Here is a 22,631-nt window from a genome sequence, read left to right on the forward strand (position 1 = left end):
GCGGATACCTCCGCGCTACGCTCGGCTGCGAGATTCGGCGAAGGCCGGGTTGCGGCGCACCTACTCGAAGGGAGTCCGAATGTCCGGATTCGAGCGGGATGCGGTGCAGGTAATTCTGTGCGACATCTTCGGCACCACCGTGGACTGGTTCAGCGGGGTAAGCGGGCAGGCGGCGGAGATCTTCGCGGCGGCCGAGGTGCCGCTCGACGCAGCGGCGTTCGCCAACGATTGGCGGGACATGTATCTGCCTGCGATGCAACGGGTTCGGGCGGGTGAGCGACCGTGGGCCTATCTCGACACCTTGCACCGTGAATCGCTGGACAGTCTGCTGGAGCGGCACGCCGTCGTCCTCGATGACGACGCTCGCGCCCGGCTGGTCCGAGCCTGGCATCTACTGCCCGCCTGGCCCGAAGCGGCAGCCGGACTGGCTCGGCTGCGGACCCGCTACACCGTCGCGGCGCTGTCCAACGGCGGCATGGCGTTGCTCACCCGTCTGGTGAAAGCTGCTGAGCTGCCGTTCGATTGCATCCTGTCCGCGGAGTTGGCTCGGTCCTACAAGCCGGCACCGAAGGTGTATCGCACCGCGACAGCGCTGCTCGATGTCGACCCCGATCGGGTGCTGATGGTCGCCACCCACGGTTGGGACATCGATGGTGCACGGGCGGCGGGCTTGCGCACCGCTTTCGTCGAACGACCGGGGGAGAAGGGCCCGCATCGGCAGGCGGACCGTCCGTCGGACACCGTCAGCGATCTGACGGCGTCCGACTTCCTCCAACTCGCCGAAATCCTGGGCTGCTGAGCAGCTTTCGCGGATCGGCTCAGAACAGCGACTGCTTGTCCGCCGCGATGAAGAACCCGTGCCCGGCCTGACTGCACTGGATACCCGCCTCCGACGACGTGCACGCGGTCCCCTTGACGACGATCGTCTCGCCGTAAGCGAGCACCTTGCCGCCGCCTTCGCTCCCGCCTTCGATCGGCGGGCCCACGAACACACCCTGATTCAAGCAGAGGTACTTGCCTTCCCCGCCGACGACCTGCGCCGCCACCGCCCGATCCGGCCGCTTCCCGCAGTCGGGCAGTTCCGCCGGGATCACCGTCGCGTTCTTCAACTGACATCCCGTGCCGAGCCCGTTGCTTTCGATGAACCCGCACTTGATGTTCTTGCTCGGCGACTGGAAGTAGTAGTAGCCCTCCTGCTGATAGTCCCGGGCGTCGACCGTCGCGTCCTCGCGCGAGGGCAGTTTCGTCGGCGCCGCAGGTGTCCCCGCCGCATCCGGACTGCGCTGCGGTGACAGCCCCGGCACCGCGCTCGACACGCTCGAGGTGCTGTCGCTGCTCGACTTCGAACTGTCCGTACATCCGGCCGCGCCACCCACCGCCGCCAGCAGAGCAAATGCCAGTACCAATGTCTTCATGTCGTCTCCCACAGTCGATTCCACCCCAACGAACTGAGCTTTCCATCGACCCGACCGACCGGCTTGTTACGACTCGGCGGCGCGCACCCGTGATCTTGATGCCTGCCGCGCCCTCGTGCTGGCTGCCCCTTCCTCACTTCTCTGTGCCTGTAGACAGTGGTGGACGACCTGCGCCGAGGTGTCACGCAGGGCCTCGTGCGGTAAACCGGTCAACCGCAGAACAACGGCTGAAGCGGAGTCAGCAGCGGGCTCACGGGGCCGTCCTTCCCGCCTGTGATCTCGATCAGGAACACCGCCGGCCAGGTGAACACCGAGCACAGCAGCGAGGGCGGCGGCGGAGAGGCCTGAGCCGGCGCCGCCACTACCACCGTCGACGCGATGATCGCCCCGGCTGCGCCCGAGAGCAGCAACTTCCGCATAGGTGTTCCTTCCTGCCAAGGTTGGACCTGCGAGGCGTAGGACGCTGTGTTCGCAGGTGAAGTGCATTATCTGATCGGCGTTCAAATAGAGAACACTGATCACAGATAGCCGAATAGTAGCTACATATCGCCAGGTTGACAACCGGTGCAGACACCACCGAAGCCCGGACCGGGCTCGATGGTTGGCTCTGGTCGTGGCGAGCACGCGAGAACCGCTTACCCCGCGGCGGCGGCGAACGCCTCGTATCCGTAGTCGTCGAACAGCACGAAATGGGCTTCTCGCACGGTGGTTTTCGTGTTGCGCACGGTGTCGACGGCGATTCGGGCGCCGTCGTCGAGGGGCCAGCCGAAGGCGCCGGTGGAGATGGCGGGGAAGGCTATGGTTCGGGCGCCGAGTTGTGCTGCGACGCGGAGGGATTCGCGGTAGCAGGAGGCGAGGAGGGCGGAGCGGTCTTCGGTGGGCGACCAGATCGGGCCGACTGTGTGGATGACCCAGCGGGCGCGGAGGCGGCCCGCGGTGGTGGCGACGGCTTGTCCGACGGGGAGGCCCTGCTGGTATCGGGTGGCGCGTAATTCGCGGCAGACGGCGAGGATTTCGGGGCCGCCCGCCGCGTGGATCGCGCCGTCGACGCCGCCCCCGCCGAGCAGGGAAGAGTTGGCCGCGTTGACGATCGCGTCGACGGACTGCCGGGTGATGTCCCCGCGCAGTAGCACGATGTCGGCGGTCCGAGGCGATTCAGCGGTCATGGGGTCGACGGTAGCGGGTGTGTCGAGAAGTGAGCCGGTTCAGGACTTCTCGGCGAGTTCGGCGAGGCGATCGACGGACGCCAAGAGCTTGTCCGAGGTGGTGGCGCGGGCTCGGACCAGCCGCTTCTCGTCGGTCAGCTGCGACCAGTCGTAGGTGTGCGTCACCCGGGTGCGTGCGTCATCGAGCGGTTCGATCTCCCAGCGCCACAGGTGTCCTGGCTGCTCCTGCCCGACTTCGGATGGGCGCCAAGCGATTCGGCGTCCCTCCTCGAATTCCACCACGTGATTCTCCCGCACGGCCCCGATGGTGAGCGTCATCGTGAACACGTCCCCGACCGCACGCACCCGCTGGCCGGCCGGCGCCTCGGCCAGATTCTCGTTCCCGTCCCAGCGCGGTTGCTGCGCCGGGTCGGCGATCAACTCGAAGATCGCCGCCGCCCCCGCGGCAACCTCCCGGCTGGCCTGTACCACCTGAGCGACTTCATCGGTCTCTGTCATGCTTCCGATCGAAACATCTCCACACCCATCCCGCACCCCCAACCGTCCGCGTTCACCTCGACCGCACCATCCACCCTCGACGTTCAACCCCACGTAGCCGTCTCCGGCTCGACTCCGTGCGCGCGGGCGTTCGCGAACACCACGTCGCGCAACCACGGGGTGAGTTCGGGGGCCATGGCGTCGTGGTACTCGGCGTAGCCGGGTTCGTCGACGAACATGCGGGCGATGCAGACGTGGCGGGCGTGGGGGCAGTCGAAATAGCGCGACAATAAGGCGCGATGACGTTCGGCGAGGGTGTTGGCCGCGTCGGAACCGGGGGCGATATCGGCGAGTTTCGCGGCGGCCAGGTCGGCGTACAGCTGCTCGGTTTCGGCGGCGATTTCGCGCCAGTCGTCCGCGGAGCGGTGCGCGGCCCGTTCGGCGTATTGCGCCCACTGCGGGCTGTCGCCCCAGCGTTGTCCGGCTTGCTCGACCCATTCGCTGCGCCACTGGTCGCCGAAGATCTCGACCTGCTGCTGCGGTGTCAACCGGATGCCGGACCGGAAGGATTCCAGCATCCGGTCGACCGCGCCGACCATTTCTTGCAAACGAGCGATCCGGTCGACCAAGTGGGATCGCTGGCTGCGCAGGTGGTCGCGCGCGTCGGTGGCCGGGTCATCGAGGACTCGGGCGATATCGGCGAGCGGGAGCCCGATTTCCCGGTAGACGAGCACGCGATGGATCCGCGCGATGTCCTCGTCCGAGTACAGCCGGTAGCCGGCCCAGGTCCGCCCGCTCGGCTGGACCAGGCCGATCACGTCCCAGTGGTGCAGCGTGCGCACGCTGATCCCGACGAGCGCGGCGGTCCGGCCGACGGTCGCGCCGTCGGGGTCGATCGGCTCGCCCGTCCCGGCCGGTGCGTCGCGGGCCTCTCGTGTCATCAGGTCAGTATCGCGCATGGCTATTCTCTCCGATCTCCGGCGAATCCCAGGTCACGCTTCCGGTACGGGGAATCCGACGGCCCGCAGCGCGTCCGCCTGCGGACTGCTCGGGTCGATCGGCCGCGCCGCCGTCATGACGACGTGCGCGCGTTCCGGCGTGATCACCGTCAATTCGAGGGCGTTCCACGGCATCTCCCGCGGGCCGCGAGTGGATCCGGGGACGAGTTCTTCGCAGCGGCTTGCGATCTCGTCGATCTGACTGGGCACACAGGAGAAGTCGACCCGCATGGCGGGCGCGGCGTCGGCCGGCTCCCCGGCGACGAGCAATACGTCTTGAAATGCCCAGCGCCGCAGATGGATCAGTTGACCGGGGATGGTGAAGATGTCGATGAACCCGAGCCCGCGCAGCCAGAAGTCTGCGGAGCCGGCGAAATCGGCGGTCGGCACGGTGAGGAACATCGGCATGCCGTAGTAGCTGCGGTAGACCTCGGGAGCGACCGCGTCGAGTGCGGGCACGGGAACCGGGCTGATGTATTCGTTCATGCCTCGAGCGTCGAGCCTCACGCGACGTAAGGGTCAAGCCAACGCTTTCACCACGTACGCGGCGGCCTCGGCGAGCAACGCCTGGTCGTATTCGGCGTCCGCGGTCGCCTTGCTGGACATGAGGGACAGGACCAGCGGCGCCCGGTCCGGCGGCCACACGATGGCGATATCGTTGAGCGTGCCGTAATCCCCGGTCCCGGTCTTGTCGGCCACCTTCCAGCCCTGCGGCACGCCCGCCCGGACGCGCAACGCGCCCGCACCGGTCGCGTTGCGCTCCAAGAGATCTCGCAGGAACGCAAGCTTGTCCTCGGGCAGCGCGTCGCCCAGCACGATCCGCTGGTAGTCGGTGCCGAGCGCGCGCGGTGAACTGGTGTCGCGTGGATCGCCGGGTGTCGCCTCGGTGATCGCGGGTTCGATCCGATCCATCCGGGTGATCGGATCGCCGAGCCCGCGCAGGTACGCCGTCAGTTCCGCGGGTCCGCCGATATCGCGTAGCAGCAGGTTGCCCGCCGTGCCGTCGCTGTAGCGCACGGCGGCGTCGCACAGGTCACGGATCGTCATGCCGGTGGCGACATGCTGCGGCGTGATCGCGGCATTCTTCGTCAGGTCCTCATCGGTGTACCGAACCACAGTGTCCAAGTGCGACAACGGGTTTCGCTGCAACATGGCGGCAGCGGCCAGTCCCTTGAAGGTGGAGCAGAACGCGAACCGCTCGTCTGCCCGGTGCGTGACGGTCGCACCGCTCGCGGTGTCGAGGGCGTAGACACCCAAGCGCGCGTCGAACTTTCGTTCCAGCTCGAAAAGCCGGTCGTGTCGCGCCTGCGCAGTCGGCGAGACGGTCGGCGCGGAATCCGTTGTCGCGCTTGTCGAACAGGCCGTCAGCGGTAGCAGTGCGGTCGCGCCGAGCAGTGTGCGGCGGCTGATGCGCTTGTCACCCAAGGTCATCCGATGAATGCTACGGCTGCCAGGTGATACGACCACCTTCGAAATCCTGGGCTTTGCCACCCTCGTAGTCGTATTCGTCGCCGGTGGGGTAGCCGTAGGCGCCGTTGGCCCCGGCGCGGGATTCCCAGGTGAGCCGGATCGCGCCCCACACCGCATGGGCACCGGTCTTCTGCGACCAGTAGATGGCGCCGTCGTTGAACAGGTTGTAGCGGCCGTTGTTCTTCGCGGCCGCCTCGTCGGTGATCGGGAAGCCGAGCGGGCTGTTCTCCGAACCGAGCGAGTTCCACTTGTCCCGGATCACGCCGCCGAGCTGATGCGCCGCGGTGCCCACCGACCAGTAGATCGAACCACCCTGGAAATGGCTGAAGCTGCCCGCTTTCACCGGCGTCTGCTCCACCCGGGTGACCGGGTAGCGCAGCGCGCCGGACTCCGCGCCGAGGCCCCGCCACTTCTCCAGGATCGGACCGCCGATCTGGTGCGCGCCGACCTCGGCGTTCCAGTAGATCGCGGCGTTGCGCTCGAAGTCCTGGTACTTGCCGCCGTTCGCGGCGTCGGCTTCGGGAGTGGTCGGGTCGCCGAGCGCCGCGTTACCACCGGCCGCGTCGTATTCGACCTCGATCGCGCCGCCGACCTCGAACGGTCCGATCGGCCGGGCGTGCGCGACCCCCGCGGTGAGGGCTACCGCGAGCACCGCGGTGGCCAGTGCGGTCGAATGCGATCCGGGCAGAATCCGGTACAGGCGTGCCAATGAAACTCCTCGGTCAGGCGATCCTCGATGACGAGACAGCGTCGCCGAGGATGATGACACGCCGCGACCGCGTCGAACCCGCCGACCCGGCGGTGCGCTCAGGGCTGCCAGGTGATACGTCCCCCTTCGAAGTCCTGCGCCTTGCCGCCTTGGTAGTCGTATTCGTCGCTGGTGGGATAGCCGTAGCCGCCGTTCGCGCCCGCCCGTGCTTCCCACGTGGTGCGAATCGCGCCCCAGACCACGTGCGCGCCGTACTTCGGGGACCAGTAGATGGCGCCGTCGTTGAACAGGTTGTACCGGCCGTTGTTCTTGGCGGCCGCCTCGTCGGTGATCGGGAAGCCGAGCGGGCTGTTCTCCCAGCCGTAGGCGGCCCACTTGTCCCGGATAGCGCCGCCGATCTGGTGGGCGGCCGTGCCGACGGACCAGTAGATGGACCCGCCCTGGAAGTGGTTGTAGCGCCCCGGCTTCGACGGGGTCGACTCCTCCCTGGTCACGGGGTAGCCGAGCACGCCGTTCTCCCAGCCCAGGTTGCCCCATTTATCGCGGATCGCGCCGCCGACCGCGTTCGCGCCGGTGCTGGGATGCCAGTAGATGGAGGCGTTGCGTTCGAAGGCCTGGAACTTCCCGCCGCGGCCCGCGTCGGATTCCGGCGTGACCGGGTCGCCGAACACGGCGCCGCCGCCCGCCTGGTCGTACTCGACCTCGATCGCGCCGCCGACATCGAACGGCCCGATCGGCCGGGCGCCCGCCGGGCCCGCCGCGAGCAGTGCCGCGAGCGCGGTGGCGGTGGCCGTGGTCAGCGCGACGCGGCCGAGTGGGCGAGGGGTGCGAGATAGACGTGCCAAAAGAACTCCCGGGGTGCTGGTGAGTACGAGACAACGGTGTCGCGCAATCCGACACCAGCCCTATCGGCGGTACCGGCGAGGTCGTTAGCCGAGGACTACGCTTGGCCGCATGGTCGAGTCGACGCGAATCGTGCTTGCATCCCGGCCGGTGGGCGCACCCACCCCCGCCGACTTCCGTTTCGAAACCACGGAGCTGCCACCGCTCGAGGACGGGCAGGTGCTGCTGCGAACGTTGTACCTGTCGCTCGACCCCTATATGCGCGGGCGTATGAGCGACGCGGAGTCCTACGCGAAGCCGGTCGAGCTCGGCCAGGTGATGGTCGGCGCCACGGTCGCGGAGGTGCTCGACTCGCGCGACTCCGGGTTCGCGAAGGGCGATGTGGTGCTGGCCTACTCGGGTTGGCAGAGCGCCGCCGTGGCGTCCGGGTCGAGCCTGCGCAAGCTCGACCCGGACAAGGCCCCGATCTCCACGGCGCTCGGTGTGCTCGGCATGCCGGGCTTTACCGCCTACTCCGGACTGTTGCAGATCGGTCAGCCGCAGGAGGGGGAGACGCTCGTCGTCGCCGCGGCGACCGGGCCGGTCGGTGCCACGGTCGGGCAGCTCGCCAAGATCAAGGGTGCGCGCGCGATCGGTATCGCGGGCGGGCCCAAGAAGTGCGCGGCGCTGCGCGACGAGCTGGGCTTCGACGTCGCCCTCGATCACCGCGCCCCCGACTTCGCCGATCAGCTGCGGGCGGCGGTCCCCGACGGTATCGACATCTATTTCGAGAACGTCGGCGGCCACGTCGCGGACGCGGTGTATCCGTTGCTGAATACCTATGCGCGCGTGCCGGTTTGCGGCATGATCGCGAACTACAACGCGAGCGGCAAGCCGGCCGGTCCCGACCGCTTCCCGTCGTTCTACGGTCGCATTCTCACCAAGAGCCTGACCATCCGCGGCTTCATCCAGACCGAGTTCGTTCGCGAGCTGTATCCCGATTTCCTGCGTGAGGTCTCCGGCTGGATCGCCGAGGGGCGCATCCGCTACCTCGAGGATGTCGTCGAAGGGCTGGACAACGCGCCCGAGGCTTTCATCGGGCTGCTCGAGGGGCGCAACTTCGGCAAGCTCGTGGTGAAGGTCGCCGACTAGCGCAACGACAGTCACCGGCCGGCGCGGTCAGGGCTTGCGGCCGATACCTGCCCAGTGCCAGGCGGATTCGACGTCGGGTCCGCGGACTACGAGGTCACCAGGGCCGGGGCTCCGGGCGTGCCGAACTTCAGCACGAGATCTCCCCGGTCGATCGTGCTGGTCATTTTCTGGAAGCTCGCGAGGCTTCCGGGCCATTTGGTCACGACCTTGCCCGCCATGCCCAGGCGGTACCAGCTGTGGCACGCACCGGCCCCGCTGCCGAGTGGGACTCGTTCTGGCGTGTCGACCCCCGCCCCGATGGCACGTCGGCACCCGACGGGCCGCTGGCCGGCCATATCGAGGACGTATTCGAACTGATCGCGCCCGGGCAGGCGGTCGCCATCCTGCCCGCCGGGTTGCGCGACGAGGGCACCCGGCCGGACCTGATCTCGATCCCGCTGCACGGGGTCGAGCCAGCGCAGGTGGTGCTCGCCACCCGCGCCGGGGACAGCGCACATCTGGTGGCCGCGTTTCGCCGGTCCGCCCAGACTTTGCTGACCGAGGCGAGCTGCTAGCCCGGGTGGTTTCGGGCGGTTATCCGGTTTCGGCGAACCTTCCGCTAGCGTTTGTGGGTCGTCTTCGGGTCAGATCACGGTCTCGCTTCGGTGTGTCGAATTTTCGGTGTGTCGCAGACCACGCGTGATCTTGGTGAGGTTGAATTGCGCAGGTCACGAGTTTTTCCGGCGACGAGCGGAAAGCGGGAGCGACATGGCACGAGTTCGTAGCGGCAGATAGCTCCGTCGTGCCAGTGGTGTCGGCGAATTCTGTGCCGGCGCATTTCTTCGGTTGATCGAATCGCGCACGACAGCGCGATTTCCTCGTGTCCGGACCCACCTCAGCCTGCGAAAAGGAGCAACGAACGTGAGCATGATTCTGGCCGCGCTACACGACACCGTTCTTGCGGAGGTCAGCAATCCGACTCCGGAGGCGCCGCCGCTGGCGGACAAGTTGATGCAAATGGGCCGCTACTTCACCTGGCTCGTGCAACTTTCCGGCATCACCGCCATCACCTACGGCGGCGGCCGGTTCGCGTGGGAGAAGTGGAGCGGCGGCGGTTTGCAGTCGCCCAAGATGATCGCCAGTGCGATGGCCGGCGGTGCGGTGGCAACAAGTGCAGGCACCATCATGAACTCCGTTATCGGCTGACCTCGTCCCGATTTCGATCACCGGCTCGGCGAGTGGATCTCGTTGAGCCGGACTCAGCTGTCATCTGCACAGTGCCCGTTGGGCGGCGGCACAACAATTGGACGCTTGCTCAAAGCTGTTGTGCCGCAATCTAATTCCGCTTGGAATATGACTCAGATCACATTGTGACGCACAACTGTCCCAGATACATTGTGTGCGATGAATCGCACGCGATCTATCTCGGAAGTGAACGGCGTCGCTGTCGAATGCCGAAAAACGGTCGCCGACCGCATCATCGAGCTGATCGCCGCGCATACCGATCATGTTTTCGGGGTCGGCGGCGCGAATATCGAGGACGTCTACGACGCGCTGCACCGCAGCCCCGCGCCACTCACCGGCGTCGTCGCGAAACATGAGTTCGGTGCCGCGACCATGGCCGACGGCTATGCCCGCACCACCGGACGCCTGGGGGTCGTGGTCGCGACGTCCGGCGGTGGGGCACTGAATCTCGTTGCCGCGCTGGGCGAATCGTTCGACTCGCGGATACCGGTGCTGGCCCTGGTCGGCCAGCCGCCGCGCCCGCTCGAAGGACACGGCGCCTTCCAGGACACCGGCGGCGGCCACGGCCGGATCGACGCCGAACGCCTGTTCGGCACCGTCGCACGAGTCTGCCTGCGTCTGGACCGAGCCGAGGACGTCACCGAGGTCGTCGCCCGGGCGATCGAAGCCGCACAAGCAGGCGGCCCGGCAGTCCTCTTGCTCCCCAAGGACATTCAGGCACAGCAAGCGCCCGGCGAAGAAACTTGGCCGATCGGCCCTGGACCGAGGCCACTCGACCTTGTTGGCGGTGAGCCATACGGAAACGGTGCGAGGCGGGGTAGAGGCGGAGTGCAGCTTGCCGGCGCGCTCGACTCCGAGCCGAAGGGCGATTGCCGCGAAGGCGCGGCGCAAAGGGGCCAGGCGCGACGGGTCGACGGCGCGGGGCGTGCGGGTGTGTGGCGCACCGTGATCATCGCGGGACCCGAGGTTGCGCGGGCGGACGCGCGGGAGGAATTGCACGCTGCCGCAGTGGCATTGGGGGCGGCGGTGGCGGTGACGCCCGACGCGAAAGACGTCTTTCCCAACGGGCACGCGCACTTCGCGGGGATCGCGGGGAGTATGGGGCATCCGCGGGTAGCGGAGCTACTGGCTGCTGCCGAGTTGTGTGTTGTGGTCGGCACTCCGTTGCCCGTGCTTGCCAGGGCGGGGCTCGAGGCCGCGCTCGCCGCGTGCCCGCGGGTCTGGCATATCGGCACCGATCGCGCCTTCGTGCGCACAGACGCATGGCTGTGTGGACCGCTGCGAACCCGGTTGGCCGAGCTGGCCGCGTCGGCGGCGACCGATGCGACCGCCCGGGAGCCGATCATGCCTGCGCCACTGCGGGTTCCGCAGGCCGCGGGCCCCGGCGTGCGCTACCGCGACGCCGTCGACGCGATCGCCGCACGCCTGACGCCGGGCACCGACGTGGTGGTCGACGCGGGCAACACCGGCGCGGCCGCGGTCCATCACCTACCGGTGCCACCGGGCGGCCGCTTCGTGATCGCGTTGGGCATGGGCGGCATGGGCTATGCGTTCGGCGCGGGCATCGGCAGCGCGCTGGGCCGGCGGCGGCGCACGTTCGTCCTCGCCGGGGACGGCGCCTACTTCATGCATGGTCACGAGGTGCACACCGCGGTGGAGTACCACGCGCCGGTCACATTCGTGATCTTCAACAACAACGCGCACGCCATGTGCGTCACGCGCGAACAGCTCTACTACTCCGGCGATTACACCTACAACAGGTTCGGGCCCGCGCGCATCGGCGCGGCGGTGGCCGCCATGTTCCCGCATCTGCCGGCCCATTGCGCGGACACGCGGGCCGAGTTCGAGGCCGCACTGGACGCGACCGCCACCGCGACCGGCCCGGTCTTCCTTGAGATCCGCTGCGACCCAGACGAAATCCCACCCTTCGCCCCCTTCTTGAAGGAGCTCTACGCATGACCGAACCCGCCGCCGCGCCGATCGAGGTCCCGGATGTCGAAGTGCCAGGCGTCTATCGGATCGAGAACATCAGCGTCAAAGAGGGCATGCCGATCGTCCTGGACATGACCCGCGCGGTGTACCCGCACGACGAGGTCTACGGGCAGTTCTGCACTGTCAACGAGTACGTCGCCGCCCCGCCCGACGAGGTGTTCGAGTACCTGTCCGATACCCGCAGCCTGTGCGAATGGACCTACAGCATGCGGGGTTTCGAGCGCACCGCCGAACCGGACCTGTGGGTGTCCGACGATCGGATCGGCGAGCACACCCGCATTTACACCCGCACGGTCGCCAACGCCGCGGCCCGCACCGTCGACTACCACTGTGCCTGGGATCAATCCGAGCATCTCTGGATGATCTATCTGATGCGCGTGCTCGACGCGCAGGTGGTGCTGAACAAGCCGGGGTCGGTGGTCGTGTGGACCAACTGTCACCACCCGTTCTACGACGAGAACGGCTACCCGGACACCGCCCCGCCGGATCGCCCGGTCTGGGTCGGGGACTTCTGGAATCTCTTCTACGCGGGCCACCTGCTGGAACTGCGGAACCTGAAAGCGATCTGCGAGCACCGCCACGCCAACGGCGAGCCGGTCAAGCCGAAATGGATGGACTGATGGGCACGATGACCGAAACCGTAAGCCTGGCCGACATTTCCAGCTACCTGCCGAAGAACCGGGTCGCCGCGGACTATTTCGCCCGCTACGCCGATCCCGCGGACAACACCTCGAACGCGATGTTCAAGGCCCCGCCGTTCCGGCATCACATCGCGCCCGGCGAGACACCGGCCGACATGGCGGAGCAGGCGATCGCGCCGATGCTCGAACGCCGGGGCAGCGAATTCCTCAGGGAGATCGACGTTCTCATCGTGCACACGCAGATCCCCGAACTCGGCATCGTCGGCAACGGGGGAGAGGTCGCCGCGCGGCTCGGCCTCGCCCCGGAGTGGCTGATCGACCTGCACAACGGCGGGTGTGTGGCGTTCGTCTACGCGATGAAGATCGCCAGGCAGCTCTTGCTGAGCAGTGCCGCGCGGTCGGCGTTGATCGTCACCGTGCAGAACGCGGCGGGCCAGATCTTCACCCAGGAGCAGGTGCGGTCCAAGCCGCAGGCCGCCGTCCCCGGGGACGGGGCGGGCGTCGGTCTGCTCGTGAAGTCCGGCGCATCACCGATTCTCGACGTGGAAGCCCGGCATCTGCCGGAGTTCGCGGGCCAGATGACGGTGCTCGCCGATCCGCCGCGCAAATACTGGGAGGCGGGCCCGGGTCAGATGCATGTCGGCTTCACCGAATCGAAGATCGCGAAAGTCCTCGCCCGGGGCAATCGCATCGTGCCGGAGGTGGCGCACGCGGTATGCGGGCGGATCGGCGTGCGGGCGGATGAGCTGGATCTGCTGGTGACGAACCAGCCGAACCGGGCGTTCTTGCGCAATTGGCGTGACGCACTGCAACTTCCGGTCGACCGGCATCCCGACACGTTCGACGAGTGCGGCAACCTGTTCGCCGCGGGCATCCCGGTGACGCTCGATCACGCGGTCCGCGCCGGGAAAGTGCCGGCCGGATCGCTGCTGCTGCTCGCCGGTTTCGCGCACGCCGGGGATTTCGCGGCGGCCGCCGCGGTGCGCTGGGGCGGACGCTGAGGGCCGCGGCTGATGCACACCGCGCAGCGCGGCCATCGGCTGTCCTTGAACGAAAACCCGTACGGCCCGCTGCCTTCGGTGCGGCAGGCGCTGGCCGGGGCGCTCGGCGCGGCGAACCGGTATCCGGAGTTCCTGCCGCGCACGCTGCCCGAGCTGATCGCGGCCCGGCTCGGCTACCCGCCGGAGCAGGTCGTGCTCGGCGCGGGCGCGACCGGCGTGATCATGCACATCCTGCAGGAGTTCGTGCCGCCGGGCGCGGGGGTGGTGCTGGCGACGCCCACCTTCGACGGCTACCCGCTGCTGACCGCGACGGTCGGCGGCCGGGTGGTGGAAGTCCCCTTGACGCCGACCGGACACCAGGATCTGCCCGCGCTGGCCGCGGCCGTCGACGAGCGGACGGCCGTCGTCGTGTTGTGCAGTCCGCACAATCCGACCGGAACCGGGATCCGGCACGAGGAACTGGCGGGGTTCCTGGAACGTACCGCTCGGTCGGTGGTGGTGGTTTTCGATGAGGCCTACGTCGATTTCGTGCGGCCGAGTGAACGGGTGCGCACCGCCGAGCTGCTCGCGCGGCATCCGAACCTGATCGTGCTGCGCACCTTCTCCAAGGCGTACGGTTTGGCCGCGCTCCGGGTCGGCTACGCGCTCGGTGCGGTGCCGATCATGGCCCGAATCCGGCGCTGGCAGTTGCCTTTCGGGATGACCGCCCTGGCCGAGGCGGGCGTGCGCGCCTGCTACGCGGCGGAGGCGGAACTGGCAGTGCGCACCGCGACGATCACCCGCGAATGCGGCAGGCTCACGACGGGGCTGCGCGAGCTGGGTTATCGGGTGCCGACCAGCGCCGCGAACTTCGTCTATCTCACCGGCTGCGATGCGCTCGAACTCGACCGGCTGCGTGTGGGTTTCGCCCGCGCCGGGATCCAGGTGAAACACTGCGTTACGGGCATCAGGATCACGGTGGGCGACACCGCGGCAACCGAGGCGGTGGTCGCGGCCGCACGGTGAGAAATTCCCTGTCCACCATGCGTACAGTGCAAGGTATGTTCGAACAAGCGCATCCCACCGCAGCGGTGCGTGTCGAGCCGGCTGCACCACACGGCACCGTCGCAACCGCCGGGGATCCCGACCACGACCTGCTCTCGCTGACGAACCAGCTGTGTTTCGCCCTGTACTCGACCTCGCGCGCGATGACCGCGGCCTACCGGCCGTTCCTCGACGCGATGCACATCACGTATCCGCAGTACCTCGCGCTGCTCGCGCTGTGGGAGCGGCCCGGGATGACCATGAAGGAACTGGGCGAACAGTTACGCCTCGACTACGGCACCGTGTCGCCGCTGATCCAGCGACTACAGGCGCACGGTTTCGTGGAGAGCGTGCGCAGCGCGCACGACCGCCGCTCGGTCGAACTGCGCGCGACCGAGGCGGGTATCGCGCTGCAGCGCCAGGCCCGGGACATGATCGAGTCCGTGATGGCCTCGGTCGGCTACCCGCTCGACACCCTCATCGCGCTGCGGGACCAGGTCAACGCGCTCGGCACCCGGCTCGACGCACTGACCGGCGAGCGCAAGGAGCGGTAGGCGCTCGAACATCGTGCGCTCGAACATCGAGCGCTCGAACATCGAGCGCTCGAACATCGAGCGCTCGAACATCGTGCGCTCAGGCGTCGAGCACCTCGACCTGCCGCTGCACCACCGGCGGCTCGGTCGACCACGGGAAGTTGATCCAGCGATCGGTGCGCTTCCACACGTATTCGCAGTCGACCTCCGAGCGCGGCTTCTGATAGATCACCGCGCAGCGCACCTCGGCGACGTGGTGTTCGCAGAAGTCGCGCACCAGTTTCAGCGTGGCCCCGGTGTCGGCGACGTCGTCGGCGACCAGCACGGTGGCGCCGGCCAGGTCCACGGCCTGCGGGACCGGTGGCAGCATCACCGGCAGATCGAGCCGCTGGTCGATGCCGGTGTAGAACTCGACGTTCATCACGTGCAGGTTCTTCACGTCCAGCGCGTAGCCGAGCGCGCCCGCCACGAACAACCCGCCGCGGGCGATCGAGAGGATCAGATCGGGCTCGAACCCGTCGTCCGCGATCGTGGTCGCCAATTCCCGACTCGCCGAACCGAACAGTTCCCAGGTCAGCACTTCCCGATCCGCCATGGATCCTCCATCTCCCTCGTCGCGACTGCGCACCGAGCATACGAGGGGCGAACACGGTGGCCGCCCGCACGGTCCGCGTCCGGTCCGGCCACGCAGGTGCATCGGGCCGGTGCGCGCCGCTCGGCCCGATTTCGAAGGAGAAAGCCCTTTACCCGATTCGCGGCGTCGCCAAACGGCGCGAACGCATTCCGCTGTGCGATTTCCGGCGGAATTGTGTCCGGCTTTTCCGGGTGTGCCGATACGTGGACGACACCCGTTTGAAATCGGGCAAAACGTTTGTGGCGTCGGCTACGGTTCGCGCTATCGGGTCTCACCTCGACCCCTTTCCTGCCTCCCGTGCACTAGAGAAATGAGGATTGTCATGCGCCTGTCCCCGGTCCGGATCGCGGTCCTCGCAGTCCTGTTCATCGCGGCGGTAGCCGGCCTGACCTCCGTGGCCGCGATCGCGGGCGCCGAGGAACCATGGACCTACGTGTGCGACGACATCGAGGAGCCGGAACAGGTGGGGGCGGTCGGCACGGGGAACTGCCAGGCGCGCAACGGCGCTCCGGAGTCCGGGCCGATCAAGCAGAAGTTCAAGCTGCACCAGCGGGGCGTGGCGCCGAAGCCGGAGATGATCGCGGTCTGCGAAGGCGAGAGCAAGGAGGCTTTCGGCGAGGCGGCCTTGCCGGCGAAGGTCGACGGATTCGGTTGCTACGTCTACGAAGGCGCGCTGGGCGGCTAGTCCCGGCGGCGATCCTGCCACGAGTCGTGCAGCCCGCGCATCGCGCGCAGACCCGCGACGGACAGATCGGGCCACGGCGGGCGGCGCAGGATCGCCAGCGTCGTGATCACCGCTGCTGCCAGCCCGATGAATTCGCCCAACAGCGCGAGACGGGTGGTATCCACGACGGGCTCCCAGGTCACCTTGCCGTCGTGCACGACGAAAATACCGAGCGGCGCGGCCGCGCGGGGACCACCGCCGGGCCTGACGACAGTGACGATCGTCGACCCGTCGGCGGTTTCATAGGGTTCGCCATAAACCCGTGTTTCCTGCGCGTCCGGCGTGAACCGGCGAATGGCCCTGTCGCTTCTCATGTTTCCCCCGGCTGCGCCTCGGTTGATCAGCCCACCGTACCCGCCGGACGCGCCACGGGTCGGACCTCAGGGCCGCAGGCGGTGGCGATCCCGGGGGAACAGTGCCGCCCGGCGGATGTTGTCGGCCTCGGTGAGGCGCGACACCCACCGTTCCAGCCCGATGGCGAAACCGCCGTGCGGCGGCATGCCGTGCCGCATCGCGGCCAGGTAGGCCTCGTACGCGGCAGGATCCTCGCCGCGCGCCGCCAGCGCGGCGAGATAGTCGGCATGGTGGTGCAGGCGTTGCCCGCCGGTGACCAGTTCCAGCCCGCGGAACAGCAGGTCGAAGGAGTTGGTCCAGCGCGGGTCGTCCGGCTGCGGATGGGTGTAGAAGGGACGTTTGGCCGCCGGATAGCCTTCCACGGCAAGGAAATCCGAGTCGTAGCGCTGCTTTGCCCAGGCGCCGAGGAAGCGCTCGTGTTCGGGTGCGAGGTCGGGCTCGTCGGCGGCGGCGCCGACCAGTTCGAGCGCCTCGCGGAAGTGCACGACCGGGATCTCCTCGGGCAGGACGGGCAGGTGCACGCCCGCGGTTTCGACTGCCGCGGAGGCTTTTTCGGCGATGGCCGCCAGCATGGCCGCGAGTGTCGCACGGAGCTGGGCGAGTACGTCCCGGTGGTCGCGCACGAACCCGAATTCGACGTCCGGGGAGACGTATTCGGCCAGATGCCGGGCGGTGTCGTGCGGTTCGGCGCGAAAGACCGGACCGACCTCGTACACCCGCTCGAAGACGCCGGTGAGCATCTGCTTGTACAACTGCGGGGACTGCGCCAGGTAGGCGGGCGCCCCGAAGTAGTCCAGCGCGAACACATTCGCGCCTGACTCGGCGCACTGACCGACGATCTTAGGGGTGCTCACCTCGGTGAAACCCGCACCGTCGAGGTGCCGCCGGAAACCGGTGAGCGAGGCGGCGGCGATCTGCCACACCGCCCGTCGGGTGGGATGGCGCCAGCTGAGCGCGGCGTGGTCCAGCGCGACCGGCAGGGTGACGCCGAGTTCGGGGCGCCACAGCTCGAGCGACGAGGCCGCGGCCGGTGCGCTCAGCGCGTGCACGGCCGGGTCGACGAGTTCGACCCCGCCCGGCGCTTTGGCGTTGCGGCTCGCGGTGCCGGTCAGCCGGACCACGGTCTCCTCCGGCAGTTCCGAAACCTGCTGACGCACAGCGGGATCGGTGACCACCGCCTGGGCCAGTCCGGAGCGGTCGCGGAGCACGACGAAGGTCACGCTCGCGAGTTGCCTGCGCCGATGGATCCAGCCCTCGATGGTCACCGGATCCGGTTGTCGCAGGGCTGCGGGCAGTCCCGCACAGAGCGTACGTGGCATCGAAATCACCTCCTGGTTGTCGTCCCCGGGAGGTGTGGGCGATCGGGTATGTCGCGGTGCCACCACACCTTCGCGGCGCGTGGCGCGCCGCCTCTGCTGGTCGATTCGGGATCGGTGACCGGCCGACGCGGCTCGGAGTTCGTCACGCTCGTCGGCGCCGCGTCCTCGATGGTAGCGACCACCGGCGGCCGCGCCAGTCATTTTCCCGGCGCGGCCCGGTGATTCAGGCCAGGCTGTCCGCCCGTGAGGACGACATGGTCGTGACGCGTCCGGCGGTGTCGAAGGCGATGGCCACCTCCAGACCCGGACCGGCGAGCAGGAGCTTGCTCGCGTCGTCGGTGAAGGTCGCGGCGAGCCCGCGCTGCACCGCGTAGCTGTGGATGGCCCGTCGATGATCGGGCAGTTCGAGCCGGAAGACGCCGTTGAGCACGTGCATGAGGCTGAGCAGATCGAGCGCGGGCGGGGTCAGGTCGGGGTGCTCGATCAGCACCGCGAGCCGGGTGCCGCCGCCGACATCGCAGCTGTACCACGTCCAGCTGCCCGAGACCGCCTTGCACAGTTCACCGATGAGCCAGGTGACCCGGTTCGGTTCGGTCGGCGCGCCGGGCAGTTTCGCGAACGGGATCTCGGCGGTGTGCAGTTCCGGGATCCCGTGGCGCAGACCGTAATCGCGCACCGACCGGGCCAGTTCGGTGACCTCCGACGGATACCAGTCGTAGTTGGCCCAGCTCCACAGCCAGCTGCGCGGACCGGGCGCGGCCGTGCCGAGGACGTGAAACCGCGTACAGGCCAACGGATGATCGCCGAAGAACTCGAATAATGGCGGCTCATATGTGACATGCCAGCGGTGCGCGCCGAGCACTTCGATACTGCGCTCTTGATGTTCATACGACATTAATGCCGCGTCATCGAGCAACTGTTCGAGGGTTGGCGATTCACTGCGGAGATAAGCCGTCACGACAGCTAATCCTGATCGATTTTCATACACGACGCATCCCCCTAGAATTGGCGTCCATAGCGGTTCGCCTGTCGTTATGAGCGTCTGGTGATCCGATGATTATGAAATTACGCCCGCCGGAACCGATGTCGTCGGCGTGGCGTGGGCGTGGATATACCCCGATGTCCCGGAGAACCGACCGGTGTGCACGATGTGTTCGCGTGCGCAGACTACCGGTGGCTGGTTTGTACGCCGATCTGCTTGGTGAGCGCCCGGACGTCGGTCAGCAGTGGTGGTGCCTGGCTACAGTCGTCGGTGTTCACGTTCTTCGTCGTGTTGTCGGCGTAGGTCACGACCACCTCGTAGTAGAACTGGTCGAGGCATTCGTCCGGCCCCAGATAGCTGTCGCTGAGCGTGCGGAACTGCTGGCTGCCGACCAGGTCGAACAATTGGCCGCGCCGCTGGTCGGCGACCGCGCTGTCGACGGTGTAGATGTCGTGGACCCCCGCGATGCCACCGGTCTGGTGTAGTTCGATGCGTACCGCCGCGGATGTTGTTGCGGCGGTGGACGGGTCCGGTGCGTGACCGCTGGATTCCGAGCCACAGCCGGTGGCTCCGAGCAGTGCCGCGGCCACTCCGATCGGGAAGGCCGCCGCCAGTACTCGCCTGCGGTGAAATCGCGGTTTCCGCATGCTTCTACGCTACTCAGACAGGTCGGCGAACGTAATCGTTCACCTATTCCCCAGTCGCGCACCGCAACCGCGTCCACCGCGCACAGCGGGCGTTCGGCCGTCCCGGACGCCGGGGTGGCATGATCGAACCCGGGCCAGGTGGGCCCGGCTACGGGAGGTGGTTCATGGCAACCGGTGGCGTACTGCGCATCGCCCGGTTGCGGGCGCTGATCGATCATCCGGGTACCGGCGCCGGCGAACGGGCCGTGGCGCAGCGGATGCTCGACCGCATCCTGCACAAGTCCGGTACCAGCGCAAGGACCGGTTCCGCGCAGCGGTCCTACGGCGCCAGGCACGATCGCGGCGGGCGGCATGCCGATCTTGCGCGCATCGTCGAAATGATCCGCGCGGACATCGATTTCGCGCGGCGGTTCACGGTGCCGGGGGAGGTCGCCGAACTCGAACTCCGCAGCCCGATCCGCGACGCTCCGGCCGGGATCACCTATGCGGTCGAGTCGCCGTTCTACGGCCGGATCGTCATCGGCATCGAGAACGTCCCGCTCGAGTGGGGATGGTCGGCGGCGGACGGGATCGAGACCGTCGCCCCGGCGTTGCACGAACTCGCCGCGGCGCTGGCCGACATCATGGACAGCTACAACCGGGACGGCCCCGAGATCGGCAAGCGGTTCTTCGGCAGCGTTCGCGTGCAGGACATGACGCTCGTCTGGTGACCGTGGCTGCGCGCCGCGGCGTGCGGGACGGGCTGACTATGGTGGGACGATGCGGATCTTTCTGGCCGGCGCGACCGGCGTCATCGGAACACGGTTGGTGCCGCTACTGATCGCGGCCGGGCACGAGGTGGCCGGGATGACCCGATCGGCGGGCAAGGCCGAGCAGGTGCGCGCGGCCGGTGCGCAGCCGGTGATCTGCGATGTGTACGACGCGGACGCGCTGACCGCGGCCGTCCGGGAATTCGGTCCCGATCTGGTGCTGCACCAGTTGACCGACCTGCCCGACGATGCCGCGTTGCTGCCCGAATCCGGTGCGGCGAATTCCCGCATCCGTACCGAGGGCACCCGCAACCTGGTCGCCGCCGCGCAGGCCGCGGGTGCGAAACGCTTTCTCGCGCAGAGCATCGCGTGGGAGCCCGCAGGCGGCCGGGGCGAGGTCATCCGGCAGCACGAGGCGGCCGTGCTCGACATCGGCGGCGTGGTCGTGAAGTACGGCCAGTTCTACGGCCCTGGAACCTATTACGTGACGGAGCTGCCCGCGCATCCGCGGGTGCACGTGGACGAGGCCGCGGCACAGACGATTCCGCTGCTCGAAGCGGCCGGTGGCGTGGTGATCATCGCCGAGAACGCCTGAGCCGATCCGCTTCCGGGGCGGAAACTCCGCAGTGCCTCGGTGTCACCGAAGGCAGGGGCCCGGGTCCACGGCAGGGCCGGTGAGAGCGAGTCCGTCGAGCAGTTCGGGCAGGCTCGCCGCGTACCCGACCGTGCCGTTGTCCGGGTCGACGCCGAACACCATGCCGAGCACCCGGCCCTGCGGGTCGATCAGCGGTCCACCGGAGTTCCCGTCCTGAACAGGGCCGTGCACCGTGTAGGTTGCGCGTTCGCTCGTCGCACGGTGGTAGATGTCGGGCACCGAGCGCGGGCCGCGCTGCTGCACCCGCGCGGCGGCGGCCGTGTACTGTCCGCCCCTCGGATATCCGAGGATGATGGCGTCGGCGCCTGGCGCGCCCGGTTCGGGAGCCACGGTGAGCACCGGTGCGCTGAGACCCGGCACCGCGAGCACCGCCACGTCACGTGCTGAATCGAATTGCACTACAGCGGCTTTCAATCGACCGCGAGGTGTGTCGACCCAGCGATCGGTCGTGCCCGCGACGACGTGCGCGTTGGTGAGGACGCGCTCCGGGGCGACGACGAAGCCGGAACCGGTCTCTTGCTTACCGCACGCCGGCGCCTCGCCATGGATCCGCAGCACACTCTGCTGGAGGTCGCGCGGGACCGGGCTTTGCAGGATGCGCGGATCGGGCGGCGGGAGCGGCAACACCAGTCCCGCCGCCACCATCGGGGTGGTGACGACGGTGGACAGGCTCGCCAACCAGTACGGCGCGACCTCGTCGACCGAGCGCACCACCACCGAATCCCGTACAGCCGCCAGCAGTCCCGGCTGCGTCGACACCGTGAGCGGGGCGGCGAGCAGCCACACCGCCAGCGGCACCGCCACGGCGTGCACGAACGAGCCACCGGCGGCGTCGACGCGTTGGGCGAGGCGGCCGCGGATCGTGCGGCGCGCGGCCCGGCCCAGCCGGTGCCCGGCCGTCTCGCCGAGCGCCACCATGCCGACGATCAGGCACAGCACGAACAGCAGCCGGGTCGGTCCCGGCGGCAGCTGGGCCAGCGTCGCCGTCGCGACGAACGCGCCCGCCACTGCGCCCGCGACGACGCACAGCACGCCGATCACCGCGGCGAGCGCGCCGCGGCGCCAACCGAGCACGGCCGCCAGTCCGGTCGCGGCGAGAACGGCGAGGTCGAGCCAGTTCGGCAAGGGCACGCCTCCACGGTAGCGACTGCTCGTCGGCGCTGTGGTTCGTCGACTGCCCGGTATCACCAGGGGACGGGCACGCCGTGCCGGTCCAGGAACTGCAGTCCGGGTGCGCCCGCTCGGGCGTCGAGCACGTCCACCACGGCCGGGATGCTCTCCTTCGGGCTGAGCGGCGCGTCGGGTCCGCCGAGCGCGGTGCGATTGTGTCCGGGATCGATGAGCAGCTTCGTGTGCCCGTCGTCGGCGTTGCGGGTGGCGTAGCTGCGCATCAGCTGGTTCAGCGCGGCTTTGCTCGCCTTGTACAGCTCGTAGCCGTCCTCGGTGTTCTGCGAGATGCTGCCCTGCTCGGAAGACATGACCGCGACGGTGCCACCGGGCACGACGAGATCGCGCAGCGCTTCGATCGCGCGCAGCGGGCTGAGCGCGTTGGTGATCATCACCTCGGTGAACATCTCGGTGGAGACCGCGCTGATCGGCAGATCGCCGCGGTCGATCGCGGCATTGACGAACAGCAGATCGAGCGGGCAGCCGGCCAGACGCGCGCGCAGCGCGGCGAGCTGTTCCTGACTGGTCATCTCCACTGTCTCGATCCGCAAGCGCCCGTGCGAGGTCTGCGCGAGCGCCGCCAGTTCGCCGCCGCCGCTGCGGGTGGTGGCGATCACCTGGCGGCCGCGGCGGACGAGCTCGGCGGCGAGGACGAGGCCCAGGCCGCGGGCGGCGCCGAGGACGAGGGCGCTGGGCTGGGTGGTGTCGGACATGTGCACTCCTTGGCAATAAAGCAATTTGTCTAGACTAGACGTTGCGTCTAGACAGTAGCAGGCG

29 protein-coding genes are annotated in these 22,631 nt (G+C 68.3%); 12 read left to right on the plus strand and 17 right to left on the minus strand.

The window, feature by feature from the left end; genetic code table 11:
• The first annotated feature begins 79 nt into the window (after positions 1-79).
• Positions 80-799 (plus strand): haloacid dehalogenase type II, encoded by a 720-nt coding sequence (locus NVU01S_RS35445; protein ID WP_043665364.1) that lies wholly within the window; start codon positions 80-82, stop codon positions 797-799.
• A 19-nt stretch (positions 800-818) separates the two neighbouring features.
• On the opposite strand, the gene NVU01S_RS35450 is transcribed toward NVU01S_RS35445, so the two are convergent.
• From NVU01S_RS35450 to NVU01S_RS35490, 9 genes are all read right to left on the minus strand, one after another.
• Positions 819-1,415, minus strand: a complete 597-nt coding sequence (locus NVU01S_RS35450) for a DUF6636 domain-containing protein (protein ID WP_244467126.1) — start codon at positions 1,413-1,415, stop codon at positions 819-821.
• A 209-nt stretch (positions 1,416-1,624) separates the two neighbouring features.
• Positions 1,625-1,834 carry a hypothetical protein gene (locus NVU01S_RS35455; RefSeq protein WP_043665361.1) on the minus strand — a complete coding sequence of 70 codons (210 nt, stop codon included), beginning with the start codon at positions 1,832-1,834 and terminating at the stop codon, positions 1,625-1,627.
• 216 nt (positions 1,835-2,050) lie between these two features.
• The gene (locus tag NVU01S_RS35460; protein WP_043665358.1) at positions 2,051-2,581 is read right to left on the minus strand and encodes an O-acetyl-ADP-ribose deacetylase; all 531 of its coding nucleotides are present in this window, start codon (positions 2,579-2,581) and stop codon (positions 2,051-2,053) included.
• Positions 2,582-2,620: 39 nt separating this feature from the next.
• Positions 2,621-3,079, minus strand: coding sequence for an SRPBCC family protein (locus tag NVU01S_RS35465; RefSeq protein ID WP_043665356.1), 459 nt, complete (start codon positions 3,077-3,079; stop codon positions 2,621-2,623).
• An 83-nt stretch (positions 3,080-3,162) separates the two neighbouring features.
• Positions 3,163-3,999: a MerR family transcriptional regulator gene (locus NVU01S_RS35470; RefSeq protein WP_082031883.1), complete on the minus strand. Its 837-nt coding sequence runs from the start codon at positions 3,997-3,999 to the stop codon at positions 3,163-3,165.
• Between the two features lie 51 nt (positions 4,000-4,050).
• Entirely contained in the window at positions 4,051-4,542 is a 492-nt protein-coding gene (locus tag NVU01S_RS35475) for a VOC family protein (RefSeq protein WP_043665353.1), read from the minus strand.
• A 33-nt stretch (positions 4,543-4,575) separates the two neighbouring features.
• On the minus strand, positions 4,576-5,481 hold the full coding sequence (bla, locus tag NVU01S_RS35480) for a class A beta-lactamase (RefSeq protein ID WP_373864238.1): 906 nt from the start codon (positions 5,479-5,481) through the stop codon (positions 4,576-4,578).
• Between the two features lie 16 nt (positions 5,482-5,497).
• Complete coding sequence (locus NVU01S_RS35485) at positions 5,498-6,235, minus strand: LGFP repeat-containing protein (RefSeq protein WP_052280238.1); 738 nt, start codon at positions 6,233-6,235, stop codon at positions 5,498-5,500.
• A gap of 98 nt (positions 6,236-6,333) precedes the next feature.
• Entirely contained in the window at positions 6,334-7,080 is a 747-nt protein-coding gene (locus tag NVU01S_RS35490; RefSeq protein WP_043665347.1) for an LGFP repeat-containing protein, read from the minus strand.
• 109 nt (positions 7,081-7,189) lie between these two features.
• Here NVU01S_RS35490 and curA point away from each other — a divergent pair, with 109 nt between their 5' ends.
• Positions 7,190-8,209 (plus strand): NADPH-dependent curcumin/dihydrocurcumin reductase, encoded by a 1,020-nt coding sequence (gene curA, locus NVU01S_RS35495; RefSeq protein ID WP_043665345.1) that lies wholly within the window; start codon positions 7,190-7,192, stop codon positions 8,207-8,209.
• Between the two features lie 86 nt (positions 8,210-8,295).
• On the opposite strand, the gene NVU01S_RS45310 is transcribed toward curA, so the two are convergent.
• Positions 8,296-8,427, minus strand: coding sequence for a hypothetical protein (locus NVU01S_RS45310; protein ID WP_280140703.1), 132 nt, complete (start codon positions 8,425-8,427; stop codon positions 8,296-8,298).
• Positions 8,428-8,445: 18 nt separating this feature from the next.
• Between NVU01S_RS45310 and NVU01S_RS35500 the strand changes: the two genes are divergently transcribed.
• The 7 genes from NVU01S_RS35500 to NVU01S_RS35530 all read left to right on the plus strand — a co-directional run bounded on the left by NVU01S_RS35500 (position 8,446) and on the right by NVU01S_RS35530 (position 14,644).
• Positions 8,446-8,763, plus strand: coding sequence for a type 2 periplasmic-binding domain-containing protein (locus tag NVU01S_RS35500; RefSeq protein WP_052280237.1), 318 nt, complete (start codon positions 8,446-8,448; stop codon positions 8,761-8,763).
• A gap of 352 nt (positions 8,764-9,115) precedes the next feature.
• Complete coding sequence (locus NVU01S_RS35505) at positions 9,116-9,394, plus strand: hypothetical protein (protein ID WP_029892379.1); 279 nt, start codon at positions 9,116-9,118, stop codon at positions 9,392-9,394.
• A gap of 198 nt (positions 9,395-9,592) precedes the next feature.
• Positions 9,593-11,392 (plus strand): thiamine pyrophosphate-binding protein, encoded by a 1,800-nt coding sequence (locus tag NVU01S_RS35510; protein WP_052280236.1) that lies wholly within the window; start codon positions 9,593-9,595, stop codon positions 11,390-11,392.
• Positions 11,389-12,045 carry a DUF8713 domain-containing protein gene (locus NVU01S_RS35515; RefSeq protein WP_043665339.1) on the plus strand — a complete coding sequence of 219 codons (657 nt, stop codon included), beginning with the start codon at positions 11,389-11,391 and terminating at the stop codon, positions 12,043-12,045. Before NVU01S_RS35510 ends, NVU01S_RS35515 begins: the two co-directional genes overlap by 4 nt.
• Positions 12,045-13,067 (plus strand): 3-oxoacyl-ACP synthase III family protein, encoded by a 1,023-nt coding sequence (locus tag NVU01S_RS35520; RefSeq protein WP_082031865.1) that lies wholly within the window; start codon positions 12,045-12,047, stop codon positions 13,065-13,067. Before NVU01S_RS35515 ends, NVU01S_RS35520 begins: the two co-directional genes overlap by 1 nt.
• Positions 13,068-13,079: 12 nt before the next feature.
• Positions 13,080-14,072 (plus strand): pyridoxal phosphate-dependent aminotransferase, encoded by a 993-nt coding sequence (locus NVU01S_RS35525; RefSeq protein ID WP_043665337.1) that lies wholly within the window; start codon positions 13,080-13,082, stop codon positions 14,070-14,072.
• A gap of 35 nt (positions 14,073-14,107) precedes the next feature.
• Positions 14,108-14,644, plus strand: a complete 537-nt coding sequence (locus tag NVU01S_RS35530) for a MarR family winged helix-turn-helix transcriptional regulator (protein ID WP_307684532.1) — start codon at positions 14,108-14,110, stop codon at positions 14,642-14,644.
• A gap of 79 nt (positions 14,645-14,723) precedes the next feature.
• Here the strand turns inward: NVU01S_RS35530 and NVU01S_RS35535 are convergent, their stop codons facing one another.
• Entirely contained in the window at positions 14,724-15,218 is a 495-nt protein-coding gene (locus tag NVU01S_RS35535; RefSeq protein WP_043665334.1) for a phosphoribosyltransferase, read from the minus strand.
• 349 nt (positions 15,219-15,567) lie between these two features.
• Between NVU01S_RS35535 and NVU01S_RS35540 the strand changes: the two genes are divergently transcribed.
• Entirely contained in the window at positions 15,568-15,942 is a 375-nt protein-coding gene (locus NVU01S_RS35540; protein WP_043665332.1) for a hypothetical protein, read from the plus strand.
• Here the strand turns inward: NVU01S_RS35540 and NVU01S_RS35545 are convergent.
• From NVU01S_RS35545 to NVU01S_RS35560, 4 genes are all read right to left on the minus strand, one after another.
• Positions 15,939-16,295, minus strand: a complete 357-nt coding sequence (locus tag NVU01S_RS35545) for a hypothetical protein (RefSeq protein WP_043665329.1) — start codon at positions 16,293-16,295, stop codon at positions 15,939-15,941. The two genes, NVU01S_RS35540 and NVU01S_RS35545, sit on opposite strands and share 4 nt — an antisense overlap.
• 66 nt (positions 16,296-16,361) lie before the next feature.
• Entirely contained in the window at positions 16,362-17,654 is a 1,293-nt protein-coding gene (gene aspS, locus NVU01S_RS35550; protein ID WP_043665643.1) for an aspartate--tRNA(Asn) ligase, read from the minus strand.
• Positions 17,655-17,877: 223 nt separating this feature from the next.
• Positions 17,878-18,612, minus strand: coding sequence for a DUF6882 domain-containing protein (locus NVU01S_RS35555; protein ID WP_043665326.1), 735 nt, complete (start codon positions 18,610-18,612; stop codon positions 17,878-17,880).
• A gap of 209 nt (positions 18,613-18,821) precedes the next feature.
• On the minus strand, positions 18,822-19,283 hold the full coding sequence (locus NVU01S_RS35560) for a hypothetical protein (protein WP_156161440.1): 462 nt from the start codon (positions 19,281-19,283) through the stop codon (positions 18,822-18,824).
• A gap of 164 nt (positions 19,284-19,447) precedes the next feature.
• On the opposite strand from NVU01S_RS35560, the gene NVU01S_RS35565 reads away from it, so the two are divergent.
• A complete protein-coding gene (locus NVU01S_RS35565; RefSeq protein WP_043665641.1) occupies positions 19,448-19,993 on the plus strand; it encodes a hypothetical protein in 546 nt (181 codons plus the stop codon).
• 49 nt (positions 19,994-20,042) lie between these two features.
• Positions 20,043-20,627, plus strand: a complete 585-nt coding sequence (locus tag NVU01S_RS35570; protein WP_043665322.1) for an NAD-dependent epimerase/dehydratase family protein — start codon at positions 20,043-20,045, stop codon at positions 20,625-20,627.
• A 42-nt stretch (positions 20,628-20,669) separates the two neighbouring features.
• Here NVU01S_RS35570 and NVU01S_RS35575 read toward each other — a convergent pair whose 3' ends face one another.
• Positions 20,670-21,818 carry a MarP family serine protease gene (locus tag NVU01S_RS35575; protein WP_043665320.1) on the minus strand — a complete coding sequence of 383 codons (1,149 nt, stop codon included), beginning with the start codon at positions 21,816-21,818 and terminating at the stop codon, positions 20,670-20,672.
• A 53-nt stretch (positions 21,819-21,871) separates the two neighbouring features.
• Positions 21,872-22,567, minus strand: coding sequence for an SDR family NAD(P)-dependent oxidoreductase (locus NVU01S_RS35580; RefSeq protein WP_043665317.1), 696 nt, complete (start codon positions 22,565-22,567; stop codon positions 21,872-21,874).
• Positions 22,568-22,631 lie beyond the last annotated feature (64 nt).

Origin of the sequence: Nocardia vulneris, assembly GCF_001613425.1 — a bacterium.
In the GTDB taxonomy this organism is placed as follows: Bacteria; Actinomycetota; Actinomycetes; order Mycobacteriales; family Mycobacteriaceae; genus Nocardia; species Nocardia vulneris.

What these genes read in the sequence shown, in the direction of transcription:
- NVU01S_RS35465 (WP_043665356.1), bottom strand. Translation starts at nt 3,079, where the DNA reads ATGACAGAGACCGATGAAGTCGCTCAGGTGGTACAGGCCAGCCGGGAG.
- NVU01S_RS35545 (WP_043665329.1), bottom strand. Translation starts at nt 16,295, where the DNA reads ATGAGAAGCGACAGGGCCATTCGCCGGTTCACGCCGGACGCGCAGGAA.
- NVU01S_RS35525 (WP_043665337.1), top strand. Translation starts at nt 13,080, where the DNA reads ATGCACACCGCGCAGCGCGGCCATCGGCTGTCCTTGAACGAAAACCCG.
- NVU01S_RS35445 (WP_043665364.1), top strand. Translation starts at nt 80, where the DNA reads ATGTCCGGATTCGAGCGGGATGCGGTGCAGGTAATTCTGTGCGACATC.
- NVU01S_RS35470 (WP_082031883.1), bottom strand. Translation starts at nt 3,999, where the DNA reads ATGACACGAGAGGCCCGCGACGCACCGGCCGGGACGGGCGAGCCGATC.
- NVU01S_RS35515 (WP_043665339.1), top strand. Translation starts at nt 11,389, where the DNA reads ATGACCGAACCCGCCGCCGCGCCGATCGAGGTCCCGGATGTCGAAGTG.
- NVU01S_RS35520 (WP_082031865.1), top strand. Translation starts at nt 12,045, where the DNA reads ATGGGCACGATGACCGAAACCGTAAGCCTGGCCGACATTTCCAGCTAC.
- curA (WP_043665345.1), top strand. Translation starts at nt 7,190, where the DNA reads ATGGTCGAGTCGACGCGAATCGTGCTTGCATCCCGGCCGGTGGGCGCA.
- NVU01S_RS35560 (WP_156161440.1), bottom strand. Translation starts at nt 19,283, where the DNA reads ATGCGGAAACCGCGATTTCACCGCAGGCGAGTACTGGCGGCGGCCTTC.
- aspS (WP_043665643.1), bottom strand. Translation starts at nt 17,654, where the DNA reads ATGCCACGTACGCTCTGTGCGGGACTGCCCGCAGCCCTGCGACAACCG.
- NVU01S_RS35460 (WP_043665358.1), bottom strand. Translation starts at nt 2,581, where the DNA reads ATGACCGCTGAATCGCCTCGGACCGCCGACATCGTGCTACTGCGCGGG.
- NVU01S_RS35450 (WP_244467126.1), bottom strand. Translation starts at nt 1,415, where the DNA reads ATGAAGACATTGGTACTGGCATTTGCTCTGCTGGCGGCGGTGGGTGGC.
- NVU01S_RS35530 (WP_307684532.1), top strand. Translation starts at nt 14,108, where the DNA reads ATGTTCGAACAAGCGCATCCCACCGCAGCGGTGCGTGTCGAGCCGGCT.
- NVU01S_RS35510 (WP_052280236.1), top strand. Translation starts at nt 9,593, where the DNA reads ATGAATCGCACGCGATCTATCTCGGAAGTGAACGGCGTCGCTGTCGAA.
- NVU01S_RS35570 (WP_043665322.1), top strand. Translation starts at nt 20,043, where the DNA reads ATGCGGATCTTTCTGGCCGGCGCGACCGGCGTCATCGGAACACGGTTG.
- NVU01S_RS35540 (WP_043665332.1), top strand. Translation starts at nt 15,568, where the DNA reads ATGAGGATTGTCATGCGCCTGTCCCCGGTCCGGATCGCGGTCCTCGCA.
- NVU01S_RS45310 (WP_280140703.1), bottom strand. Translation starts at nt 8,427, where the DNA reads ATGGCGGGCAAGGTCGTGACCAAATGGCCCGGAAGCCTCGCGAGCTTC.
- NVU01S_RS35505 (WP_029892379.1), top strand. Translation starts at nt 9,116, where the DNA reads ATGATTCTGGCCGCGCTACACGACACCGTTCTTGCGGAGGTCAGCAAT.
- NVU01S_RS35565 (WP_043665641.1), top strand. Translation starts at nt 19,448, where the DNA reads ATGGCAACCGGTGGCGTACTGCGCATCGCCCGGTTGCGGGCGCTGATC.
- NVU01S_RS35535 (WP_043665334.1), bottom strand. Translation starts at nt 15,218, where the DNA reads ATGGCGGATCGGGAAGTGCTGACCTGGGAACTGTTCGGTTCGGCGAGT.
- NVU01S_RS35455 (WP_043665361.1), bottom strand. Translation starts at nt 1,834, where the DNA reads ATGCGGAAGTTGCTGCTCTCGGGCGCAGCCGGGGCGATCATCGCGTCG.
- NVU01S_RS35475 (WP_043665353.1), bottom strand. Translation starts at nt 4,542, where the DNA reads ATGAACGAATACATCAGCCCGGTTCCCGTGCCCGCACTCGACGCGGTC.
- NVU01S_RS35580 (WP_043665317.1), bottom strand. Translation starts at nt 22,567, where the DNA reads ATGTCCGACACCACCCAGCCCAGCGCCCTCGTCCTCGGCGCCGCCCGC.